Origin of the sequence: Bradyrhizobium oropedii (assembly GCF_020889685.1) — a bacterium.
Lineage (GTDB): Bacteria > Pseudomonadota > Alphaproteobacteria > Rhizobiales > Xanthobacteraceae > Bradyrhizobium > Bradyrhizobium oropedii.
On the sequence record NZ_JACMYO010000176.1, the window covers coordinates 1 to 17,869 of the forward strand.

Consider the following 17,869-nt stretch of genomic DNA (forward strand, 5'->3'; position numbering starts at 1 on the left):
TAGTGGCTTTATCGCATTTAGCCAAATATTCGCGCACCGAATCCACCCGGTAGAGCGGGCGGCCGTCGACGTAGCGCCATTTCAGCGGGTGATTTGGATCGCGCCGCCACTGCTCAAGCGCTCCGGGCGTGCGCCGGATGACCGCGGCCGCTTCCAATGCCGTCAAATTGGAGCTGCTTGGCAGCGTATCGATATCGAACGTCGCGGGCGGCGGCATGCCGCGGTTGCGACGGCGCTTCGGGACAGGCGGTATTTTCGCGGAATCTGCCGACCCTAATAACTCGATCTTGGCCTGTTCGTCCTTGCCGCGCATGGTCCCTTCCCGGACCATAATCGGTCCGAGGCAACAGAATCGTAAGTTGGTCCGGCAAGAAAGAGTCAAGTGTGGAGGTAGGGTTGCGGGGTAGCCGTAGCGTATAAAAGGGATGAACCGGGCTAATTGTCCTGGGCGCTTCTGGGCGCCTTCATTGTTTGATTCCGACTTTCAGTCTCATAACCTGAAGGTCATAGGTTCAAATCCTATCCCCGCAACTAACGATTTTTGCGAAAGCAAGGCATCCAACCCCGGCTCCCGAACGGTACGTCGGACTCTTGTTCGTCACAAAGCGCAGGGTTACGGCCAACTCTCTTGTTAGCACAATGGTCAGATCCTCCCCCTCGCACATGAGCGTCGCCTAATGAACCGCCGAGCAGAAGACCTCAAGCATCACTAACGGAGAAAACCGTCTAGGCGTCGCATCGAACTCACTGATGTGGGGAAGCCAGATGCGGTTCATCGAACCGACGGCCGGCTCCCGAGCATGGACGATCCGAGTCCTTGAGGCGTTGATCAATTTGTCAAAATTCGGGATCGCAGATGATCGGCGCCGAGCTCGGATGTGCGCGATGCTCGAACGCGGCCGCTGGCAAGTCGCACAGAATAATTGCGGTCTTATTGCTTACGTTAAGCTGGTTGAGTTATCTGCCTGCGTAGCGCACCGGGTTTCCGAAGATCGCCGGAGGCACTGCGCGGCTGACTATTTCACGTATGGCAAAGTTTGACTGAATGCGTGAAACTCGCGGGAGACAAGAGAGTTCAGTACGGTGAATTCGTTCGAAATCCTCAATGTTTCGAGCAAGCACTATGAGAAGATAGTCGTCGCTTCCAGACATTAGAAAGCAACGAACGACCGATGGGCATTTGACAATACCAGTTTCGAATAACTTCAATGCCTCGTCACTTTGACTATCCAGCGTGACTCTCACCAGCACCGTTGTGTTGAGACCGAACCGAGTGAGGTCAAGCGTCGCCTGATATCCAGTGATGTAGCCTTCCTCTTCTAGCGTACGCTGACGTCGCGCAATTGCAGTGCTGGACAAACCCATTCGATTGGAGAGTTCAGTCTGACTGATCCGTGCGTTAGAGCTGAGCTCGGCGAGAATTGTTAGGTCGATTCTATCGGCATCCATTTGTTTGGAATCCTGCGTGGTAGTGCCAAAAAGCAGTTAAAGTTCTGCACCTTTTCGTTTCAGCTTCGCAAGTTTGCAGAAAATCAAACTACTCTTACGGCTAAAAGGAGATATTCCAGATCGGAGGGGGGAGATGAAAGTTGGTGTTCCAAAGGAAATCAAGACGTATGAGTATCGCGTTGGTCTCACCCCTGGAGCAGTTCGTGAATATGTAGCTGCCGGCCACACTGTGGTGATCGAAACCGATGCCGGCGTCGGCATCGGCGCGGCAGACCAGGACTACCACAAAGCTGGCGCGACTCTTGCGGACTCGGCTCAGGAGGTGTTTGCATCGAGTGAGATGATCGTGAAAGTAAAGGAGCCCCAGCCCTCCGAGTGGGCCCTCCTGCGAGAGAACCAGATACTCTTCACCTATCTTCATCTGGCGCCTGATCCAGAGCAAGCCAAGGGCCTTATGGAATCTGGCTGCACTGCTGTCGCCTATGAAACCGTATCTGATGTGCATGGTGGTCTTCCGCTGCTGGCGCCGATGAGCGAGGTCGCTGGCAGGCTCGCGATCGAAGCAGCCGGTGCGGCCCTGAAGCGATACGCCGGGGGGCGAGGGTTGCTGATCGGTGGGGTTCCCGGTGTCCAGCCCGCTAGGATAGTGGTGGTCGGAGGTGGCGTTGTCGGTACCCACGCGGCCCGGATGGCGGCAGGCTTGGGTGCCGAGATTACAATCCTTGACCGCTCTATTTCTAGGCTGCGCGAGTTGGATGAACTATTCGAGGGCCGCGTTCGGACCAGGTTCTCGACCCTCCAAGCCATCGAGGAGGAGGTCTTTGCGGCGGACGTTGTCATAGGCGCCGTACTTGTGCCGGGTGCGAGCGCACCCAAACTCGTCACCCGTAGCATGTTGAGTTCGATGCGTAAGGGCTCTGTGATTGTCGACGTTGCGATTGATCAAGGCGGCTGTTTCGAGACCTCACGTCCAACTACGCACGCTGATCCGACGTATGAGGTGGATGGGGTGATTCACTACTGTGTCGCCAATATGCCGGGAGCCGTCCCACTGACTTCGAGCCATGCGCTGAACAATGCGACACTGCCGTTTGGGCTAGCCCTTGCCAATAGGGGGCTCGCAGCAGTGCTCGATGATCCGCATCTGCGCGCAGGTCTCAATGTCCATCGGGGCCGGCTCACTTACAGAGCGGTAGCTGAGAGCCTCGGCCTCCCATTTTCACCGATCGAACAGGCGGCGGCCTGATCACAGAGGTCCCTCTGGGGACGTTTCCTCCCTGACTTGGCGGGCCACTCCGAAAGGAGTGGCCCTCTTTTTGTGAACCTAAATCACAATTTCAGTTGCTTAGAGTCGCCAGGTCGGGCCGGAAGGAACGGACTTCGTATGCTGAGGAGAAGCCCACGTTCAGTTCATCGTTGGCATCACAAATTCTGCGCCGCTCCGGATGCCCGTTGGCCATCGCGTCGTGATTGTTTTCAATTTGGTGTAAAATCGCACTCCCTCGGGGCCGTGCATGTGGTGGTCTCCGAAAAGAGAAGCTTTCCACCCGCCGAACGAATGAAATGCCATCGGAACGGGAATAGGGACGTTTATGCCGACCATTCCGACCTGAATCTGGTGAGCGAATTCCCGTGCCGCATCCCCGTCTCTGGTGAATATCGCGGTGCCGTTTCCGAACTCGTGCTTATTTATCATGTCGGCCGCCTCATCGTATGAACCAGCGCGAGCCACCGCGAGCACAGGGCCGAAGATCTCCTCTCGACAGATTTTCATCTCAGTTGTCACTCGGTCGAACAGGCTTCCCCCTATGAAGTAACCGTTCTCGTACCCTTGTCGCTTAAAGTCGCGCCCATCAACAACGAGTTCTGCACCCTCGGCAACGCCGGCGTCGACGTAAGCGCGGACCTTGTCACGGTGTTGTTTCGTCACGAGCGGCCCCATTTCTACGCTGGGATCGGTGCCGGGACCAATGGTCAACGCACGAACCTTCGGTGCCAGTCTTTGGATGAGTTCTCGCGCCGTGGCATCGCCGATAGGGACGGCAACCGAAATTGCCATGCAGCGTTCGCCCGCCGAGCCGTAGTGTCATCTCTTGGCGAGGTGATGTGCCTCGCAACTCACCTTGCGAACGTTGTTCTCAATGGAACGGTCCTCATTCGATTGTCGCTTCGATAAGAAAAGGTCCATCACCGGCCATCGCTGAATCGAGAAGACGACGAAAAGCTTGGGCAGTATCTGCTCGTCCCGCCTCGACGCCCATACCCTTGGCGATCGAACACCAGTCGAGGCGGGGTTCGTCAAGAGCGAGCATGCGGCGCGCGTTGCGGCCATACTCATTCACGCCCACGTTTGTCATCTCGCCCTGTAGAATGCGATAGGCGCTGTTGGCATAGATAATCGTCACTACGTTGAGTTTCTCGCGCGCCTGCGTCCATAAGCCCTGCACGGTGTACATACCGCTGCCGTCGGCCTGCAGTGCCACAACCTTTCGGTCCGGGGCGGCAATCGAGGCGCCGGTTGCAAGCGGAATCCCAATTCCAATCGATCCTCCTGTGAGGGACAGCGTGTCGTGGGGCGGAAGTACATCCGCTAGGGCGTGAATCTGTCCCACCGAAGTTATTGCTTCATCAATGATGATGGATTGCTCCGGCAGTCGCCGGGCGACCATAATGCTAATTGCGTCGGCGGTCAGCGCATCGCTTGAGGGGTCCGCTATTTCGTCCTGTCGCGAAATGTTGATAGGATAAGGCGTATTCAAGCCAACTCTGAGCGCATCCGCCAGCATTTCCAATGCCAGCAGCAAGTCATGTTCGTGTTGGGCTAGTTGTATAACGTGACAATCCCCGGGCAACATGGTCCCTCGGGTGCGGTCGACCAGAGCCGGCGCGAGCGGGCCGCTTCAGGGGACGGCGGCCGCACGGCGAATGGGCAGGCGCGGACGAGCGGGCCTTCAGGCCGGCGAAGGCCGCGGCCTCTCATGTCGAGACGGCGGCTGCCGATCGCTCGCGACTTGCCCTTGAAGCAGACCGCGGCCGGTTCAGACCGCAGCACAAACCGACGGATTGACGGCCAAGGTGGCTGACATCAAGCGAAAGCTGCAGTCTAGACCTCCTCTATCGCGAAGCGGGGGTCCTATCCCTGCAGCGCGCTTGCGTTGAACGCTTTGTCGAACAGAGCGTAGAGGTGCTTGAAGATCGACACAGATCACGAAACCGTTCGCGATTGGAAGGCGACCACGAATAAAAGTCCCGGTGTGGGGGCATCCACACCGGGAAAGTCCAGAGAGTGAAGGAGCTCCGCCGGAGTGAGAGCCGTGGCAAATACCCAACGAAAGGAATTCGATTCGCGCAGGATGCAATTGCTTAGACCGTCATCCCGCTGGAGTGGTCCCCCGTTTCAAGAGAGGGTGGTAGCAAGTACTCGCCCTTGAGGTGAATCGGGCGGAAAGCTTTTGTAGCACAAGCCAATCAGATCCCGAGCGCGATAGAGAAAAGAACAAGGTCCAACAAGCTGCGCAGGCGCCATTCCATGGCGACGAGTTACCGAAGGGAACGGCGGGGCTTCAGAGCACGCCGCCGCCACATGGCTATGGTGGAGTCCACGAAGGACATCCCTGCCCTCTTCAGAACGTAAAACGCAAACCAATGGTCGGGTCGTAGGTGTAGGTCTTGAGATAGCCGAATGCGAGACCGCCTGAGACCTTCGAGTACGCCATGCCGGCGTAGAACATGAGATTTTTTGTATACTGGTAGTCGACACGGAAGGAGCCTACTTGTTCTGAGCCGGCGCAGTTCAAGAACGACGCGCTGGAGCAATCCGCGTTGGAAAAGCTGGCCGCGGTGATGCCGGGAATGCTGTTGACACCATGCCCGTAACTGTTCTGGTCAAAGCGATAATAGGCCAATGTGAATGCCAGCTGGTCATCGTATTGGTATTTGCCAGTGATGAAACTGATATCCACTAGACGGTCGCCGCCGGTATAGCTGTAGTTGACGATACCGAACCCTGATGAGCCGTTTTGCGAGAGGGTCGGCCCGATCTGGTAGCTACCAATCGTTGAGAAGCCTGGGGTTCTGCCACCATCTGCCGGATTAGAAAAAGTAACCCGCGAGTAGCCACCGCTCAGAATGAACTTCGAAGCGGCCGTTGAAAGCGGACCGTTCACACCGACCGGGAACACATACTTCGCCAACACGCCGTACATGCTGGCATCGAAAACGCGGGCGCCCAGGAAGTTCGAGCCCAAGGCCCCTGGTAACGTGCTAGATAGACTGCTCACGCTGATCGCGTCATGCATTACGCCCCCTAGTGCATCGATCGAAAACTGAGGCAACACGTAGCCGATCTCGGCTTGCCAAAAGTCTTTGGCATTCGTATTCGGATGACCGTACATCGCCTCTATCCGGACCGGACCCCAGTTTTTCAGGTATTTGATCGAATCGTCGATAATTGCGGTTTCCGCAGACCCCATCCCCGAAAAATAGCTGACGTAACCGAGTAGGGAGAACCCGAAAGAAGCCAGCGGATCGTAAGCGCCCAGCATGTCCGCCGAGACGGACAAGTTGCGGCCCACATGGACCGTACCCCACTGTTTGCTGTCGAAGCCGGCCCAGGCTTCACCGTTTAGAATCTGCCCGGCGCGAGAACCATCAGCGTTGAAGTTCTGCTGGTTTAACGCAATGCCATTGTTGATCTTAACGCTCTTAAGCCCGTCCGCAAGTTCGCCGGTCGTCGGAATGAAGCCCATTTCCGCTCTAGCGATAAAGTTCAGATCGGACGCCAGATTTTCTTCGACCTTGACTCCGACGTAGGATTGACGCGACTGGTTAGGCGCAAGAAGGAACTGAGAGGACCTGTTCGTCGGCGCAATTAGTGATGATGGCGAATAGATGTTTCCGGCATAAGGTGCGCCATTATATTGATATTGGCCTGACACGTCGATAGTACCGATTAGCGTGATCCCGTGCCAAGTCAGGTCTGGTATCACTGGCGGCGCTTTAATCGGAAACTCTGCGGCGCTCGCGCTCGCCGCAAAGGCAATCGACGCTGTCAGAGACAATAGCGAGCAGCTCGGCGCCTCGCTTCGGAATGCTTTAATGAATTTTGACGTATTGGTCATGCGGTGTGGTCCCCCTGGATCGATGCAGTCGTTAGAGTTTTCCCGGCAAGTAGTGAGAGCGAGCAATGGTTATGGCGGCCTCGCTGTTAACGGACATTCGAGAATGGTCGACTAGCTTGGGACAAGCGCTTCTGTGAACACTGGATCGCTGCCAAGACGCGCCGGGATGGTTGTCCCGCTGCGCTTGAAATGCGGTCTGCGATTGCCAGCATGAAACCGGTTGCGCGACACGCCTCGTACGGCAACCGCAATTTCACACTTTCTCGCTTGTCTTCTCGTTGGCATTCCCCCTCCGAAGTGGATCTTCAAGACGTCTGACGGAATCTGCTCCAATCCACATTGATCAGCTGCTGAACATTGCCGCCCATGATCTTGTCATGCTCAGCGGCAGTTATTGAAACTCCGGCCTTCCTCGCGGTGTCCGGCAGTCGTCTGAACATGGAAACGACCTTGTCGAGGAAACCGGGAGGTCTGATCTTCTTTCCAGAGACGTGATCCGTACCAAAGAGGATTCTCTCAATACCCACGCGATTTCGAGCCTGGTCGATCTTTCTTACCAGCTCGACTTCCTTCTCTTCGGTAGAATCGTCCCATAGCAGAACAGACAGCTCGAGGCAGGCGCGCTCGGACTGAGCTGCGACTTCCAAGGCATCATTCCATTCGTCTGTCTGACCGTATCCGCAATGGGCGAGGAATATCTTCAGACGCGGAAAAGCCTTCGTGACGGCAGCGAAGTGCTTGGGTCGCGCATACTCCTTGTCCATGACGGGCAAGGGATCGCCAGTGTGAAAGAGAACCGGCATATCTCGCGCCGCACACACCTCGTAAAGTGCGAACGCCTCCGCGCTCGCCGGATAGAAGCCAGTCGAGGGATAAAGCTTGAGCCCCTTGAAAGAGCCGCTCAGCCAACGCTCGAGCTTGTCAGAGGCCCCCTCTCGGCGGGGGTCAATGCCTGCGAAAGCGATTAGGCGATCTGAATGCAACCGCGCAACGGCCTCCGCGTGCTGATTGATTTCATCAAGGGTTCGGGCGGCGTGATAATCCACACCCCAATCGATAGGAAGAATGACGGAGACATCGACGCCGGCAGAATCCATTTGCGAGATCAGACGCCCACCATCCGGATCCAGCAAGTTCTCCTCTGCCTTCTCTACGATATCCTCTGGCTTGCGCCCGGGCACCCTATTTGCCCAATCGCGCGCCACCCAATCCCACCATTCCTTAGGCCAGTGGCCCTTGTCCAACACATGAACATGCGGGTCGATTATCACTCTTTTTGGTCCCGTGCTTCGACGATTTCAGAACGACGCCAAGCCGTCCGCCAACCCAAGCAGATCCGACATGACCGGCGCGGACGACCTTAGTGCACGAAACAACGTGGTTGGTTCTGGGATTCCAAAAGTTCATCTCGAAGAAACGGAATGTTTTGCGGCGTCAAACTGCCTACTAATCTACGTATAATGATCGACTGCGGTGGGCCTCGAGTGCCAGCGAAGCCAACGCCCGATCGCGACTTTAGATAGAAAATGCGTCAAGTCGATACTAGGAGCTCAGGCATTGGCGATCGAACATATCCTGGCAGGATGGCCAGGAGATCCTATAAGGGATTTGCTTGCCCGGGACCGGTTTTGGACAAGCCTGCTCTTTGCGCCGATGATGCTTGGCGTGTGTTCCGTCCGCCTTTCAAAACTTGGTTCGAGCGTGTCATCGAGGCTTCGTGAAGCGATGGCGCCGTTCGCACCGCTTGGCCTCCTTGTCATGGCACAATATGCGGCGGATTATTATTCCACAGCTCGTGGCGACCGGGGGGCGGACAGCGCAGCAGGACGAGGGCCTGCCACTATCAGCATTGGGAGCAAGCAGCCTTGAACCACGCCAACCTTGTGGCCGTTCATGCCGAAGAGCGGGGCCAGGCCGTCGCCATCAAGATGGGGCCGCGGATACTGACCTACAGGGAGCTTGATCGGCAAAGTCAGACTGTTGCTTGCGGGCTGGCAGAACTCGGCGTTGGCATAGGCGACCGGGTGATGATGTTCGCCGAAAACTCGGTGGAGCATCTGATCGTTTATCAGGCTGCGGCGCGCCTTGGCGCGGTGTTCACACCGATCCACACTGCATTCAAGGCACGTGAGTTACGCTATGCGATATCGAACGCAGTCCCTCGCGTAGTGATCGTCGATGCCGCCCTCCTGAAACTGACACAGGCGGTGATCTCTGAGATTGGGGCAAGCCCGAAACTCGTTCTGCTTTCCAAGGAGGGTCGTCAAGTATCGGGCATCCCTTCATTGGACGAATTGACAGTGGCTGGAGGCATATTCCCGCCGCTGGATCTTCCGGCGCCCCAGCCACTCCTGATCAGCTACACTTCCGGGACGACCTCTCTTCCAAAGCCTGTCGAGCGCTCGCATGGTTCGGAGACGTGGAGTGCTGAGCACTATCGTCAGGCTTGGGGATTTGAGCCTGCCGATCGTGTTCTGGTCGCCATGTCTCTGGCGTGGGTGTTCGGCCTGTGCACGTTGTCTCAGACGGCTCTTGCAACGGGGTGCACGATCGTTCTGGAAAAACAGTTCAGCCCGACGCGCACACTCGATCTGATCAAAAACGAGCGTATAACGGCCTTTGCTGGAACCATGAGCATGTACGCGATGATGCTCAACATCATGAAAGAACGCAGCGTTGACACGGGCTCTCTGCGCAAGCTGTTCCTTGGCGGAGAGCCACGCAATGAAACGATCGTTGCCGAGGTGGAACGCCGGTTGGGTCACCGGTTGTGCGAAGGATGGGCGTTGACCGAATCCTTCCCGGTGCTCGCGGTTCATCCTGTCCGGGATGTCGGCGGTCCTGTGGGAACGCTCGGACGGCTTGTCGAAGGTGCGCAGCTGCGCCTCCTCGACGACGAGGGACGCGAAGTCGCGGACGGAGCGGCGGGCGAGGCCTTGATCCGCAGTCCAGGATCATTTCTGGGCTATCATGACCAGCCCGAGCTGACGTCTGAGCGCATGACGGCGGACGGATGGATACGTTCGGGAGACTTGCTCCGTCGTGACGCGGAGGGCTATTACACTTTCGTCACTCGCCGAAGTGAGTTGATCATCCGCGGCGGCGCCAATATCTCGCCAGCCGAGATTGAATCGGCGATCTGCGCCCATCCGAGCGCGGCTGACGCAGTCGTCGTCGGAGTGCCTGATCAAGTCAAAGGCGAATCGGTTATTGGATTGTTCACCACGCGCGGGGGGGAGCCTCTTGAAAGCGAGCTGCTCCGCGACTTTCTTGTTCAGCACATTGCAGAGTACAAGGTGCCGAGCTTCCTTTTCCAGGTGGCCGAATTGCCTTCGGGCAATACCAGCAAGAAGAATCGGGTCGCGGCTCGCGTTCTGGCGCAGGAACTGATGTCCAGCATTCTCGAAGGCCGGGGCTCGGGCTGATCGTCACCGCCGTTCTGATTAAATACGAAACCCAAACGGCAGCGCAACCGCTCAACTCCTCCGGGAACTGGGTTTCGCGGCCATCAAGTGAGACACTAGCAATGGCCAACATCAGGCTTGGAGAGACAGCAGCTATCGTCGGTGCATACGAGCATCCGACCCGCTTCGCTCAAGAGAAGAGTGAGTGGCAGCTACTGGCCGAAGCGTCGCGTGGAGCGATCGCTGATGCTGGCTTATCGCCGTCCCATATCGACGCGTTGTTCGTGGCCGCGACCGCCCCGGAGGGTGGTCAGCTTGGGATCTGTACATCGACAATGGCGGCAGACTACCTCAACCTGAAACCCAAGTTCATCGACGAGACGGACGTCGGCGGCGCCTCTCTCGGCTATTATGTGAACCGCGCCGTCCTGGGCATTCATGCCGGCATCTTCAAATGCGCGCTGATCGCATACGGCGCCACCACCAGGTCACGTCGGGTCAACGTCGGAACGGTTTCCTACAACCAGCTCACCGGAACGGAGATGGTTCCGATCCCCGACGCTTTTGAGCAGATCTACGGTACCACCGTCATTGCTTTCATGGGCATGCTTACCCAGCGCTACATGCACGACACGGGGCTCACCAGCGAACAGCTGGCGCACGTCGCCACGACCATGCGCGAGCACGCGGCGCGCAATCCCGATGCCATGCGGCGGGAGCGTATCACGGTTGACGACGTGCTGTCCTCACCGATCATCGCAACGCCACTTCACAAGCTCGATTGCTGCGTGGTCAGTGACGGCGCCGGGGCGATCGTCGTCGCCCATCCTGATCTGTTCGCGGAGTGCGCAAAGCCGCCGGTCTGGATCCGCGGCTTCGGCGAGGCGTTGATGACCCATGGCGGCGGCAAGACGGACTGGGCCACGGAAAGCCGCGAGATGGTGGCGCGCGCTTGCGGTGATGCCTACGCGATGTCGGGCCGACGCCCAGCAGACATCCACACTGCGATGATCTACGACGCCTTCACCTTCAACGTGGTCGTGGATCTCGAGGGCGCGGGCTTTTGCGACGTCGGAGAAGGCGGATCCTTCGCGGCGGCGGGCGAGATGAAGCTCGATGGCGGCAGTCTACCGGTCAATCCCGATGGCGGCGGCCTAGCGTCCAATCACCCTGGACGTCGCGGCATCTTCATGTTTATCGAAGCCGTGCGCCAGCTGAGGGGTGAAGCCTCTGGCCGTCAGGTGCCGGATGCGAAGATCGCGATGTGTACAGCCACAGGGGCCGCATTCCTCGCCCGCCGCGGCTCCGCCGCGCATATCCTGGAGATCTGAGATGATCGGGACAAAGGAGATCGTCTGGACGGGGCCGGTTCCCTCGACCGTCGTCGAAACGAAGCCTTTCTGGGATGCGTGCAACCGCGGCATCTTCCTCGTGCAGCGTTGCCGCGATTGCGGCGAGACGCAATATCATTACAGGGGCTTTTGCTGCCATTGTTGGTCGGATGCGATCGAAGATCTTGCTATTGAGGGGGCGGGCAAGGTCTGGACCTTTTCGAGGGTGCTGGTCAATCGGTCGCCGCAGTTCGCACAGTGGGGCGTGTACGTCACTGGCGTGGTCGAGCTGCCGGAGGGCGTGAAGGTCATTTCCCGCATCCTGGCGGAAAACCCGGAAACAATACAAATCGGAACGCCGGTCCGCCTCGCCTTTGCCCGCGCCGAGTCAGGCCAGAAGATACCCCTATTCGTCGTCCAGGAAGGTGCGATCGGATGACGATTGATCTTCAATGCTGTCCTGCCGACGAGATCGGTGGAACAGACTAGGGCAACTAGTGCACCCGTAACAGGACAGATTCCATGCGAACTCAAATCTGCGATCGACTTGGCATCGACGCGCCTATTTTTGCCTTTAGTCATTGCCGCGATGTCGTCGTGGAAGCGAGTAAGGCCGGTGCCATCGGCGTGCTCGGCGCCGTGGGCTTCACCCCTGAGGAGCTGGAGGTCCAGCTTGACTGGATTGATGCACGCATCGGTGACAAGCCCTATGGGGTGGACGTCGTGATCCCCGCAAAGGATCCTTGGGCGCACGAACCGGATCTCGACAAGCTTCGCCAGAAACTCAAATCGATGATCCCGCCTGAGACCAGTGCTTACGTAAAGAAGATCCTCGCGGACAACGGCGTGCCCGAGTTGCCCGCGGGCACCCAACATGAGGGCGATTATCTGATCCGGTCCACTGCAGCGACGGCGCGCCGTCATGTCGAGATCGCCCTTAAGCGACCGAATGTGCGCCTCATCGCCAACGCGCTCGGCGCGCCGCCCGCCGATGTGACCGAGACTATCAAGAGCAGCGGGCGCCTGCTCGCAGGTCTGTGCGGTGAGGTTTCGCAGGCGAAGAAGCATGTGGAAGCGGGCGTCGATTTGATCATCGCGCAGGGCACCGAGGGCGGCGGTCACACTGGCGAGATCGGTTCATTGGTGCTCTGGCCTGAAGTCGTGGAGGCAGTTGCGCCGATTCCGGTGCTTGCTGCGGGCGGGGTTGGCAGCGGGGCTCAGATCGCAGCGGCGTTGATGCTCGGCGCACAGGGGGTCTGGACTGGATCACTTTGGTTGACGACGATCGAGTCCGACCTGACCGAGCAGCAGCGGGGACTGTTGTTGGAGGCGCACAGCCGCGACACCACGCGTTCCACGTCGCTGACGGGGAAGCCATGCCGGATGCTCAGGAACGAATGGACCAAGGCTTGGGAGATGCCGAATGCCCCTAAACACTGCCACTACCGCTTCAGGACATCGTCGCAGCAGAGGCCACGAGCCGTGCACGCGCATATCCGGATCGAGCGCGCGCCGTCACGATCAACCCTGTCGGCCAAATTGTAGGCCGTCTCAACGAAGTCGAGCGCACGCGTGACGTCATATACAGGCTTATCGACGAATATTGTTCGGCGACCGAGCGCTTCAAACCGTTCATGTCGGAGGGGTAAGCAGGATATATCCCCCGTCTTTCGATCTGCTAATTGCGGTTTTTCGGGAAGGCTATCATGAGTTTATCTTCTGAACTTCGACTGCGTCGCATCGCAGCCGTGACGAGTGGCATTGGCACGAAGAACATCTATGCTGATCGTGCAGAGAACGCCGAGCTGTGGGACGTAGACGGAAAACGCTACATCGATTTTGCTGCGGGCATAGCTGTCAACAACACAGGTCATCGCCATCCGCGGATCATGGCAGCGGTTGCCGAACAGGCGAAGCGTTTCACGCATACCTGTTTCCACGTCGCGCCATTCGAAGGCTATATCCGCCTTGCCGAACGGTTGAACGCGGTTGCTCCGGTGTCCGGTCCAGCGAAGACGATGTTGGTCACAACGGGCGCAGAGGCGGTCGAGAACGCCGTCAAGGTTGCTCGTATCGCAACCGGCCGCCCTGCGGTTATCGCCTTCGCCGGTGGGTTTCATGGTCGTACGATGATGGGCTTGGCTCTCACGGGCAAAGTTGCGCCTTACAAAAAGGGGTTCGGCCCCTTCCCCGCCGACGTCTATCACGCGCCGTTCCCCAACGAATTTCATGGGATGTCGGAAGCGCAGGCCCTGCGCGGGATCGAGACGCTGCTGGCCGCAGACGTCGATCCCGCCAGCGTCGCCGCCTTCATCGTCGAGCCGGTTCAGGGCGAAGGTGGCTTCGTTCCCGCGCCTGCAAGTTTTCTGCAGGCGCTCCGCGCACTCGCTGACAAGCACGGCATCCTGCTGATCGCGGACGAGGTCCAGACAGGCATGGCGCGTACCGGCCGGCTTTTCGCCCTGGAGCATAGCGGCGTGAAGGCAGATCTCGTCACCCTGGCGAAGGGATTGGCCGGTGGTTTCCCGCTATCGGCGCTCGTCGGTCGCGCCGATCTGATGGATGCCGCGCCCGTGGGCGGCCTCGGCGGTACCTATGCCGGCAATCCACTCGCGGTTGCCGCCGCCAATGCCGTCCTGGACGTTATTGAGGACGAAGATCTTACCGCACGGGCGGAGCGCATCGGAAAGGTGATCACCGACCGCCTGGTCAATCTGTCCAGTCGGCAAGGCATGGAGCTTATCGGTGAGGTACGTGGGCCCGGCACCATGGTCGCGTTCGAGCTTGTTACCGACCGTCGAACACGTGCCGCCGACAGCGCGCTAACGGCGGCGTTGGTTGCCGAAGCCGAAAAGCGGGGGTTGATCCTCCTCGCTTGCGGGACACACTTCAACGTCATCCGTCTTCTTCCGCCACTGACCATCCCGGACCAGGTTCTAGCCGAAGGTCTCGACATCCTCGAAGCCTCGCTCGAGGCGGTAGCAAACAAAACAATCATCGTCGCAGTGGCGTGACGCGACGAACCACAACCGTTGGCGGTGAGCGTACCAAGGAGCGGCAAGCTGGACGCGCCGGGACCGCCAGCGGATGCAATCGCTTGCGCCGCGGGTCTAGGAGACAGAGATGACTGGCATTGGTGCTTTCGACTGGGCAGATCCATTTTTCCTCGAGGAGCAGCTGACCGACGACGAGCGAATGGTGCGCGACACGGCGCGCAGCTACGCCCGGGATAAGCTGGCCCCCCGGATTATCGATGCCTTCGCTAACGAGCATACCGACCTGGACATCTTCCGTGAGATGGGCGCGCTCGGCCTTCTCGGGCCAACGATTCCGGAGGAATATGGCGGAGTTGGCGCGAGCTACGTCGCTTATGGCCTGATTGCGCGAGAGGTCGAGCGGATCGATTCCGGCTATCGCTCGATGATGAGCGTGCAGTCGAGCTTGGTGATGTATCCGATCTTCGCCTATGGCTCCAAAGAGCAGAAGCGCAAATATCTCCCCAAGCTCGCCAGCGGAGAATGGATCGGCTGCTTCGGCCTGACCGAACCGGACGCCGGTTCGGACCCGGCCGGCATGAAGACGCGAGCCATCAAAACCTCGACAGGTTACGCCATCTCAGGAAGCAAGACCTGGATTTCCAATAGCCCGATCGCAGATGTTTTCATTGTCTGGGCAAAGTCTGACGGTCATGGCGGTGCGATCCGCGGCTTCGTCCTCGACAAAGATGCCAAGGGGCTGTCCGCCCCGAAGATCGACAACAAGCTGTCGCTCCGCGCATCGATCACTGGCATGATCATGTTGGACGAGGTCGAGGTGGCTGAAGACGCCTTGCTGCCTGGCGTTCAGGGATTGAAGGGGCCTTTTGGCTGCCTAAACCGGGCCCGCTACGGCATCAGCTGGGGAAGCCTTGGCGCTGCGGAATATTGTTTTCACGCCGCCCGGCAGTATGGCCTCGACAGAAGTCAGTTCGGCAAGCCACTCGCCGCCAACCAGCTCTATCAGAAGAAGCTGGCTGACATGGAGACGGAGATCTCGCTGGGCCTTCAGGCAAGTCTTCGCGTTGGGCGCCTGATGGACGAAGGCCGTTTTGCTCCCGAGATGGTTTCAATCGTTAAGCGTAACAATGTCGGCAAGGCCTTGGATATCGCTCGCATGTCGCGCGATATGCACGGGGGCAATGGGATTTCCGGCGAGTTCCAGGTGATGCGCCATTTGGTGAATCTCGAGACCGTCAACACCTACGAGGGCGCACATGATGTGCATGCGCTGATCATAGGACGGGCGATCACGGGAATTGCGGCATTTTGAAAAGCGCCGAGTGCCTCTTCCTCTGAAAGACACCGTGGTCATCGAGATCGCCTTGGAGCGACTAGACTCCGCCATTTATAGCTGCCCGCCCGCCGAGCCATGTCACGGCTCCCGGACACCGTCCATCTCACCTGGCTTGCAGCCGCTTGAGGGGCTCTACTCGCGGTAAGGATGACGGGTTGGTCAGATAGGAGTTGCTATCGGATTTTACGACGAAACAGATTGGTTGCCACAACAGACAGAACGGAGCGTCCGTTCTCGTCCGACGTATTAACGTGCCAGTTGACCACGCCGAACTCGGGCTTGCTCTTGGATACCCGCAGACTTGCGACGGTTAACCGAGCTAACAATGAGTTTCCTGGATATACGGGCGCACCGAAACGAAGCTGGTCGAAGCCAAGGCCAGCAACCGCATTGCCGGTGAATATTCCAGCATCAACGCATAACCTCATTGTTATGGCATAGGTGTGAATCCCGCTCCCGACCAGGCGACCAAAGAAGCTATCTTTCGCCGCTCGCTCGTCCAGGTGAAATGGCTGGGGGTCCCAGTCGCGAGCGAAACTTACGATGTCGTCTTTGGTAACGAGCCACTCCCCCGTCGTGACTGCATAGCCGACAGAAAGGTCTTCTAAAAATAGCGGGGTTGCTCTTTCGGACGCCGTTGCTGATCCGGAGGCCTTTAGCGTTACATCACGAGTCATAAAGATCCGCTTCAAGTATCTTGTTCAGGCGGTCTGCGGCTTCGAGATACTCCTCTACCAAGGCGGCAACCACATCTCGCGTTCGGCTGACTTGATTGAGTCGACCGACGATTTGCCCCACTGGATTGATTGTGACCTCTCGCGCTTTTGCAGGGTAGGCTCTCGCGCGCGCCGAGCATTCGGCGGAAATCATATCTTGCAACGGCAACGGTAATGGCCGAGGCGCATCTGGCTTATCCCACGCCTCCGTCCACCGATTTCGAAGCATGCGTGAAGGTTTACCGGTTTGCGAGCGGGAGCGCACGGTATCGGACGACTTCGCGCTTATGAGGAGCTCTTTCGCGGTCTCATTGAGCTCGGACTCGATCGTCGTCAGCCATAGGGAGCCGCACCAGACGCCCTGTGCTCCCAAGACCATGGCGGCAGCAATCTGGGCACCGCTTCCAACACCGCCGGCGGCCAGGACCGGGATGGGCTTAACTGCTTCGACGACTTCCGGCCAGAGCACCACCGAACCGATTTCACCCGTGTGCCCTCCACCTTCGGTACCTTGCGCGACGATGATATCCACGCCAGCGGCGGCATGCCTTCGGGCGTGCTCAGGCTTGCCACAGAGACCAGCCACGAGCCGCCCACTGGCTTTGATTGCCTGCACCATCTCGGGCGGCGGCGCTCCAAGGGCATTTGCTACGACTCTAACATTGGGGTGTTGCAGGGCGATCTCGACATGCCGACGCGCCGTCGCTGCCGTAGATCGAAGTAGATATTCTCCCTCATGTTTGGTCCCCTGCGGAAGCTCGGGAACGCCACTTTCTGACAGAATCTTTTTAGCGTATGCTTGGTGTGCCTGAGGGATGCCGTTGAAGAGCTCCTGGCGAAGAGTTTCAGGGTCCTTTTCGGCGCCGGTAACATCATGGGTTGGGACGACAACGTCGACCCCATAAGGCCGATCGCCAACCGCCTTGTCCAGCAGGTCCAACTCCCGCGCAAATTGTTCGGGTGTGAATCCAACCGCTCCGAGGACGCCGAATGCTCCAGCCTTCGATGCCTCTGCTACTACATCTCGACAGTGACTGAACGCAAAGATCGGGAACTCGATTCCGAGCCGCTTGCAAATTTCTGTTCTCATCTTCTATTGCCCTTTCCTTCCGGGCGGGCGCATAGCGCAGAAATCTGACGCCGGCAGACATCTAGCTTGGAATCAGTTTCCGCCGGTATGCATTCTCGCGAAGTGAGCTTTTGAAAAAATGCACGGATAATAGGCATGCAAGGACCGTATGTCGTTCAGGCTGAGGCACCCGCATATGGGTTCATCAGCAGTGGACGAAAGAGATTTCCAGCATGGGCCTAAGTCTGGATTGCATCTCCGCGAGCCCCGCGGGTCGGTCAAAATCCCCCGGGTATGGTCACTTGAAACTCCCCTACCTGATGATCGTCGTCAGCGGCGCTGAACAGCGGTAGCCGGTTAGGCAGGACGTTTATTTCGGTCCCTTTAGCCAGCAAGGGGACCGAGGAGTTGAACGTCTTGAAGCCACACCTGCAAAGCACGGTATTTG

The 17,869-nt window shown here is 58.3% G+C and carries 14 protein-coding genes, 1 tRNA gene and 1 pseudogene; 8 read left to right on the forward strand and 8 right to left on the reverse strand.

From position 1 onward, the window contains the following. Positions 1-313: hypothetical protein (locus tag H8A95_RS33960; RefSeq protein ID WP_229187117.1), on the reverse strand; the 313-nt coding region annotated here is incomplete at its 3' end. An 84-nt stretch (positions 314-397) separates the two neighbouring features. Between H8A95_RS33960 and H8A95_RS33965 the strand changes: the two genes are divergently transcribed. Further along, positions 398-531, forward strand: a tRNA-OTHER gene (locus H8A95_RS33965). Between the two features lie 426 nt (positions 532-957). Here H8A95_RS33965 and H8A95_RS33970 read toward each other — a convergent pair. Next, positions 958-1,449, reverse strand: a complete 492-nt coding sequence (locus H8A95_RS33970) for an Lrp/AsnC family transcriptional regulator (protein ID WP_229170170.1) — start codon at positions 1,447-1,449, stop codon at positions 958-960. A 133-nt stretch (positions 1,450-1,582) separates the two neighbouring features. Here H8A95_RS33970 and ald point away from each other — a divergent pair, with 133 nt between their 5' ends. After that, a complete protein-coding gene (gene ald, locus H8A95_RS33975) occupies positions 1,583-2,695 on the forward strand; it encodes an alanine dehydrogenase (RefSeq protein WP_229170169.1) in 1,113 nt (370 codons plus the stop codon). Between the two features lie 159 nt (positions 2,696-2,854). Here the strand turns inward: ald and H8A95_RS33980 are convergent. The 4 genes and pseudogenes from H8A95_RS33980 to H8A95_RS33995 form a co-directional block, all read right to left on the reverse strand. Next, a pseudogene (locus H8A95_RS33980) lies at positions 2,855-3,532 on the reverse strand (aldehyde dehydrogenase family protein); the annotation flags it as partial. 70 nt (positions 3,533-3,602) lie between these two features. Beyond that, a complete protein-coding gene (locus H8A95_RS33985) occupies positions 3,603-4,253 on the reverse strand; it encodes a thiamine pyrophosphate-dependent enzyme (protein WP_229170168.1) in 651 nt (216 codons plus the stop codon). Positions 4,254-5,072: 819 nt separating this feature from the next. Further along, on the reverse strand, positions 5,073-6,569 hold the full coding sequence (locus H8A95_RS33990) for a porin (RefSeq protein WP_229170167.1): 1,497 nt from the start codon (positions 6,567-6,569) through the stop codon (positions 5,073-5,075). A 305-nt stretch (positions 6,570-6,874) separates the two neighbouring features. Next, a complete protein-coding gene (locus tag H8A95_RS33995; RefSeq protein ID WP_229170166.1) occupies positions 6,875-7,840 on the reverse strand; it encodes an amidohydrolase family protein in 966 nt (321 codons plus the stop codon). A gap of 594 nt (positions 7,841-8,434) precedes the next feature. Between H8A95_RS33995 and H8A95_RS34000 the strand changes: the two genes are divergently transcribed. The 6 genes from H8A95_RS34000 (at position 8,435) to H8A95_RS34025 (ending at position 15,612) form a co-directional block, all read left to right on the forward strand. After that, entirely contained in the window at positions 8,435-9,994 is a 1,560-nt protein-coding gene (locus H8A95_RS34000; RefSeq protein ID WP_229170165.1) for a class I adenylate-forming enzyme family protein, read from the forward strand. Positions 9,995-10,095: 101 nt separating this feature from the next. Continuing rightward, positions 10,096-11,304: a thiolase C-terminal domain-containing protein gene (locus H8A95_RS34005; protein ID WP_229170164.1), complete on the forward strand. Its 1,209-nt coding sequence runs from the start codon at positions 10,096-10,098 to the stop codon at positions 11,302-11,304. Between the two features lies 1 nt (position 11,305). Continuing rightward, a complete protein-coding gene (locus H8A95_RS34010; protein ID WP_229170163.1) occupies positions 11,306-11,743 on the forward strand; it encodes a Zn-ribbon domain-containing OB-fold protein in 438 nt (145 codons plus the stop codon). Between the two features lie 83 nt (positions 11,744-11,826). Beyond that, positions 11,827-12,849 carry a nitronate monooxygenase gene (locus H8A95_RS34015; protein WP_229187118.1) on the forward strand — a complete coding sequence of 341 codons (1,023 nt, stop codon included), beginning with the start codon at positions 11,827-11,829 and terminating at the stop codon, positions 12,847-12,849. Between the two features lie 161 nt (positions 12,850-13,010). After that, on the forward strand, positions 13,011-14,318 hold the full coding sequence (gabT, locus tag H8A95_RS34020; RefSeq protein ID WP_229170160.1) for a 4-aminobutyrate--2-oxoglutarate transaminase: 1,308 nt from the start codon (positions 13,011-13,013) through the stop codon (positions 14,316-14,318). Positions 14,319-14,427: 109 nt separating this feature from the next. Further along, a complete protein-coding gene (locus H8A95_RS34025) occupies positions 14,428-15,612 on the forward strand; it encodes an acyl-CoA dehydrogenase (RefSeq protein ID WP_229170159.1) in 1,185 nt (394 codons plus the stop codon). A 197-nt stretch (positions 15,613-15,809) separates the two neighbouring features. Here H8A95_RS34025 and H8A95_RS34030 read toward each other — a convergent pair whose 3' ends face one another. Beyond that, positions 15,810-16,328, reverse strand: a complete 519-nt coding sequence (locus H8A95_RS34030) for a MaoC/PaaZ C-terminal domain-containing protein (protein ID WP_229170158.1) — start codon at positions 16,326-16,328, stop codon at positions 15,810-15,812. After that, positions 16,303-17,442, reverse strand: a complete 1,140-nt coding sequence (locus H8A95_RS34035; RefSeq protein ID WP_229170157.1) for an NAD(P)H-dependent flavin oxidoreductase — start codon at positions 17,440-17,442, stop codon at positions 16,303-16,305. The genes H8A95_RS34030 and H8A95_RS34035 overlap by 26 nt, the downstream gene beginning before the upstream one ends. Positions 17,443-17,869 lie beyond the last annotated feature (427 nt).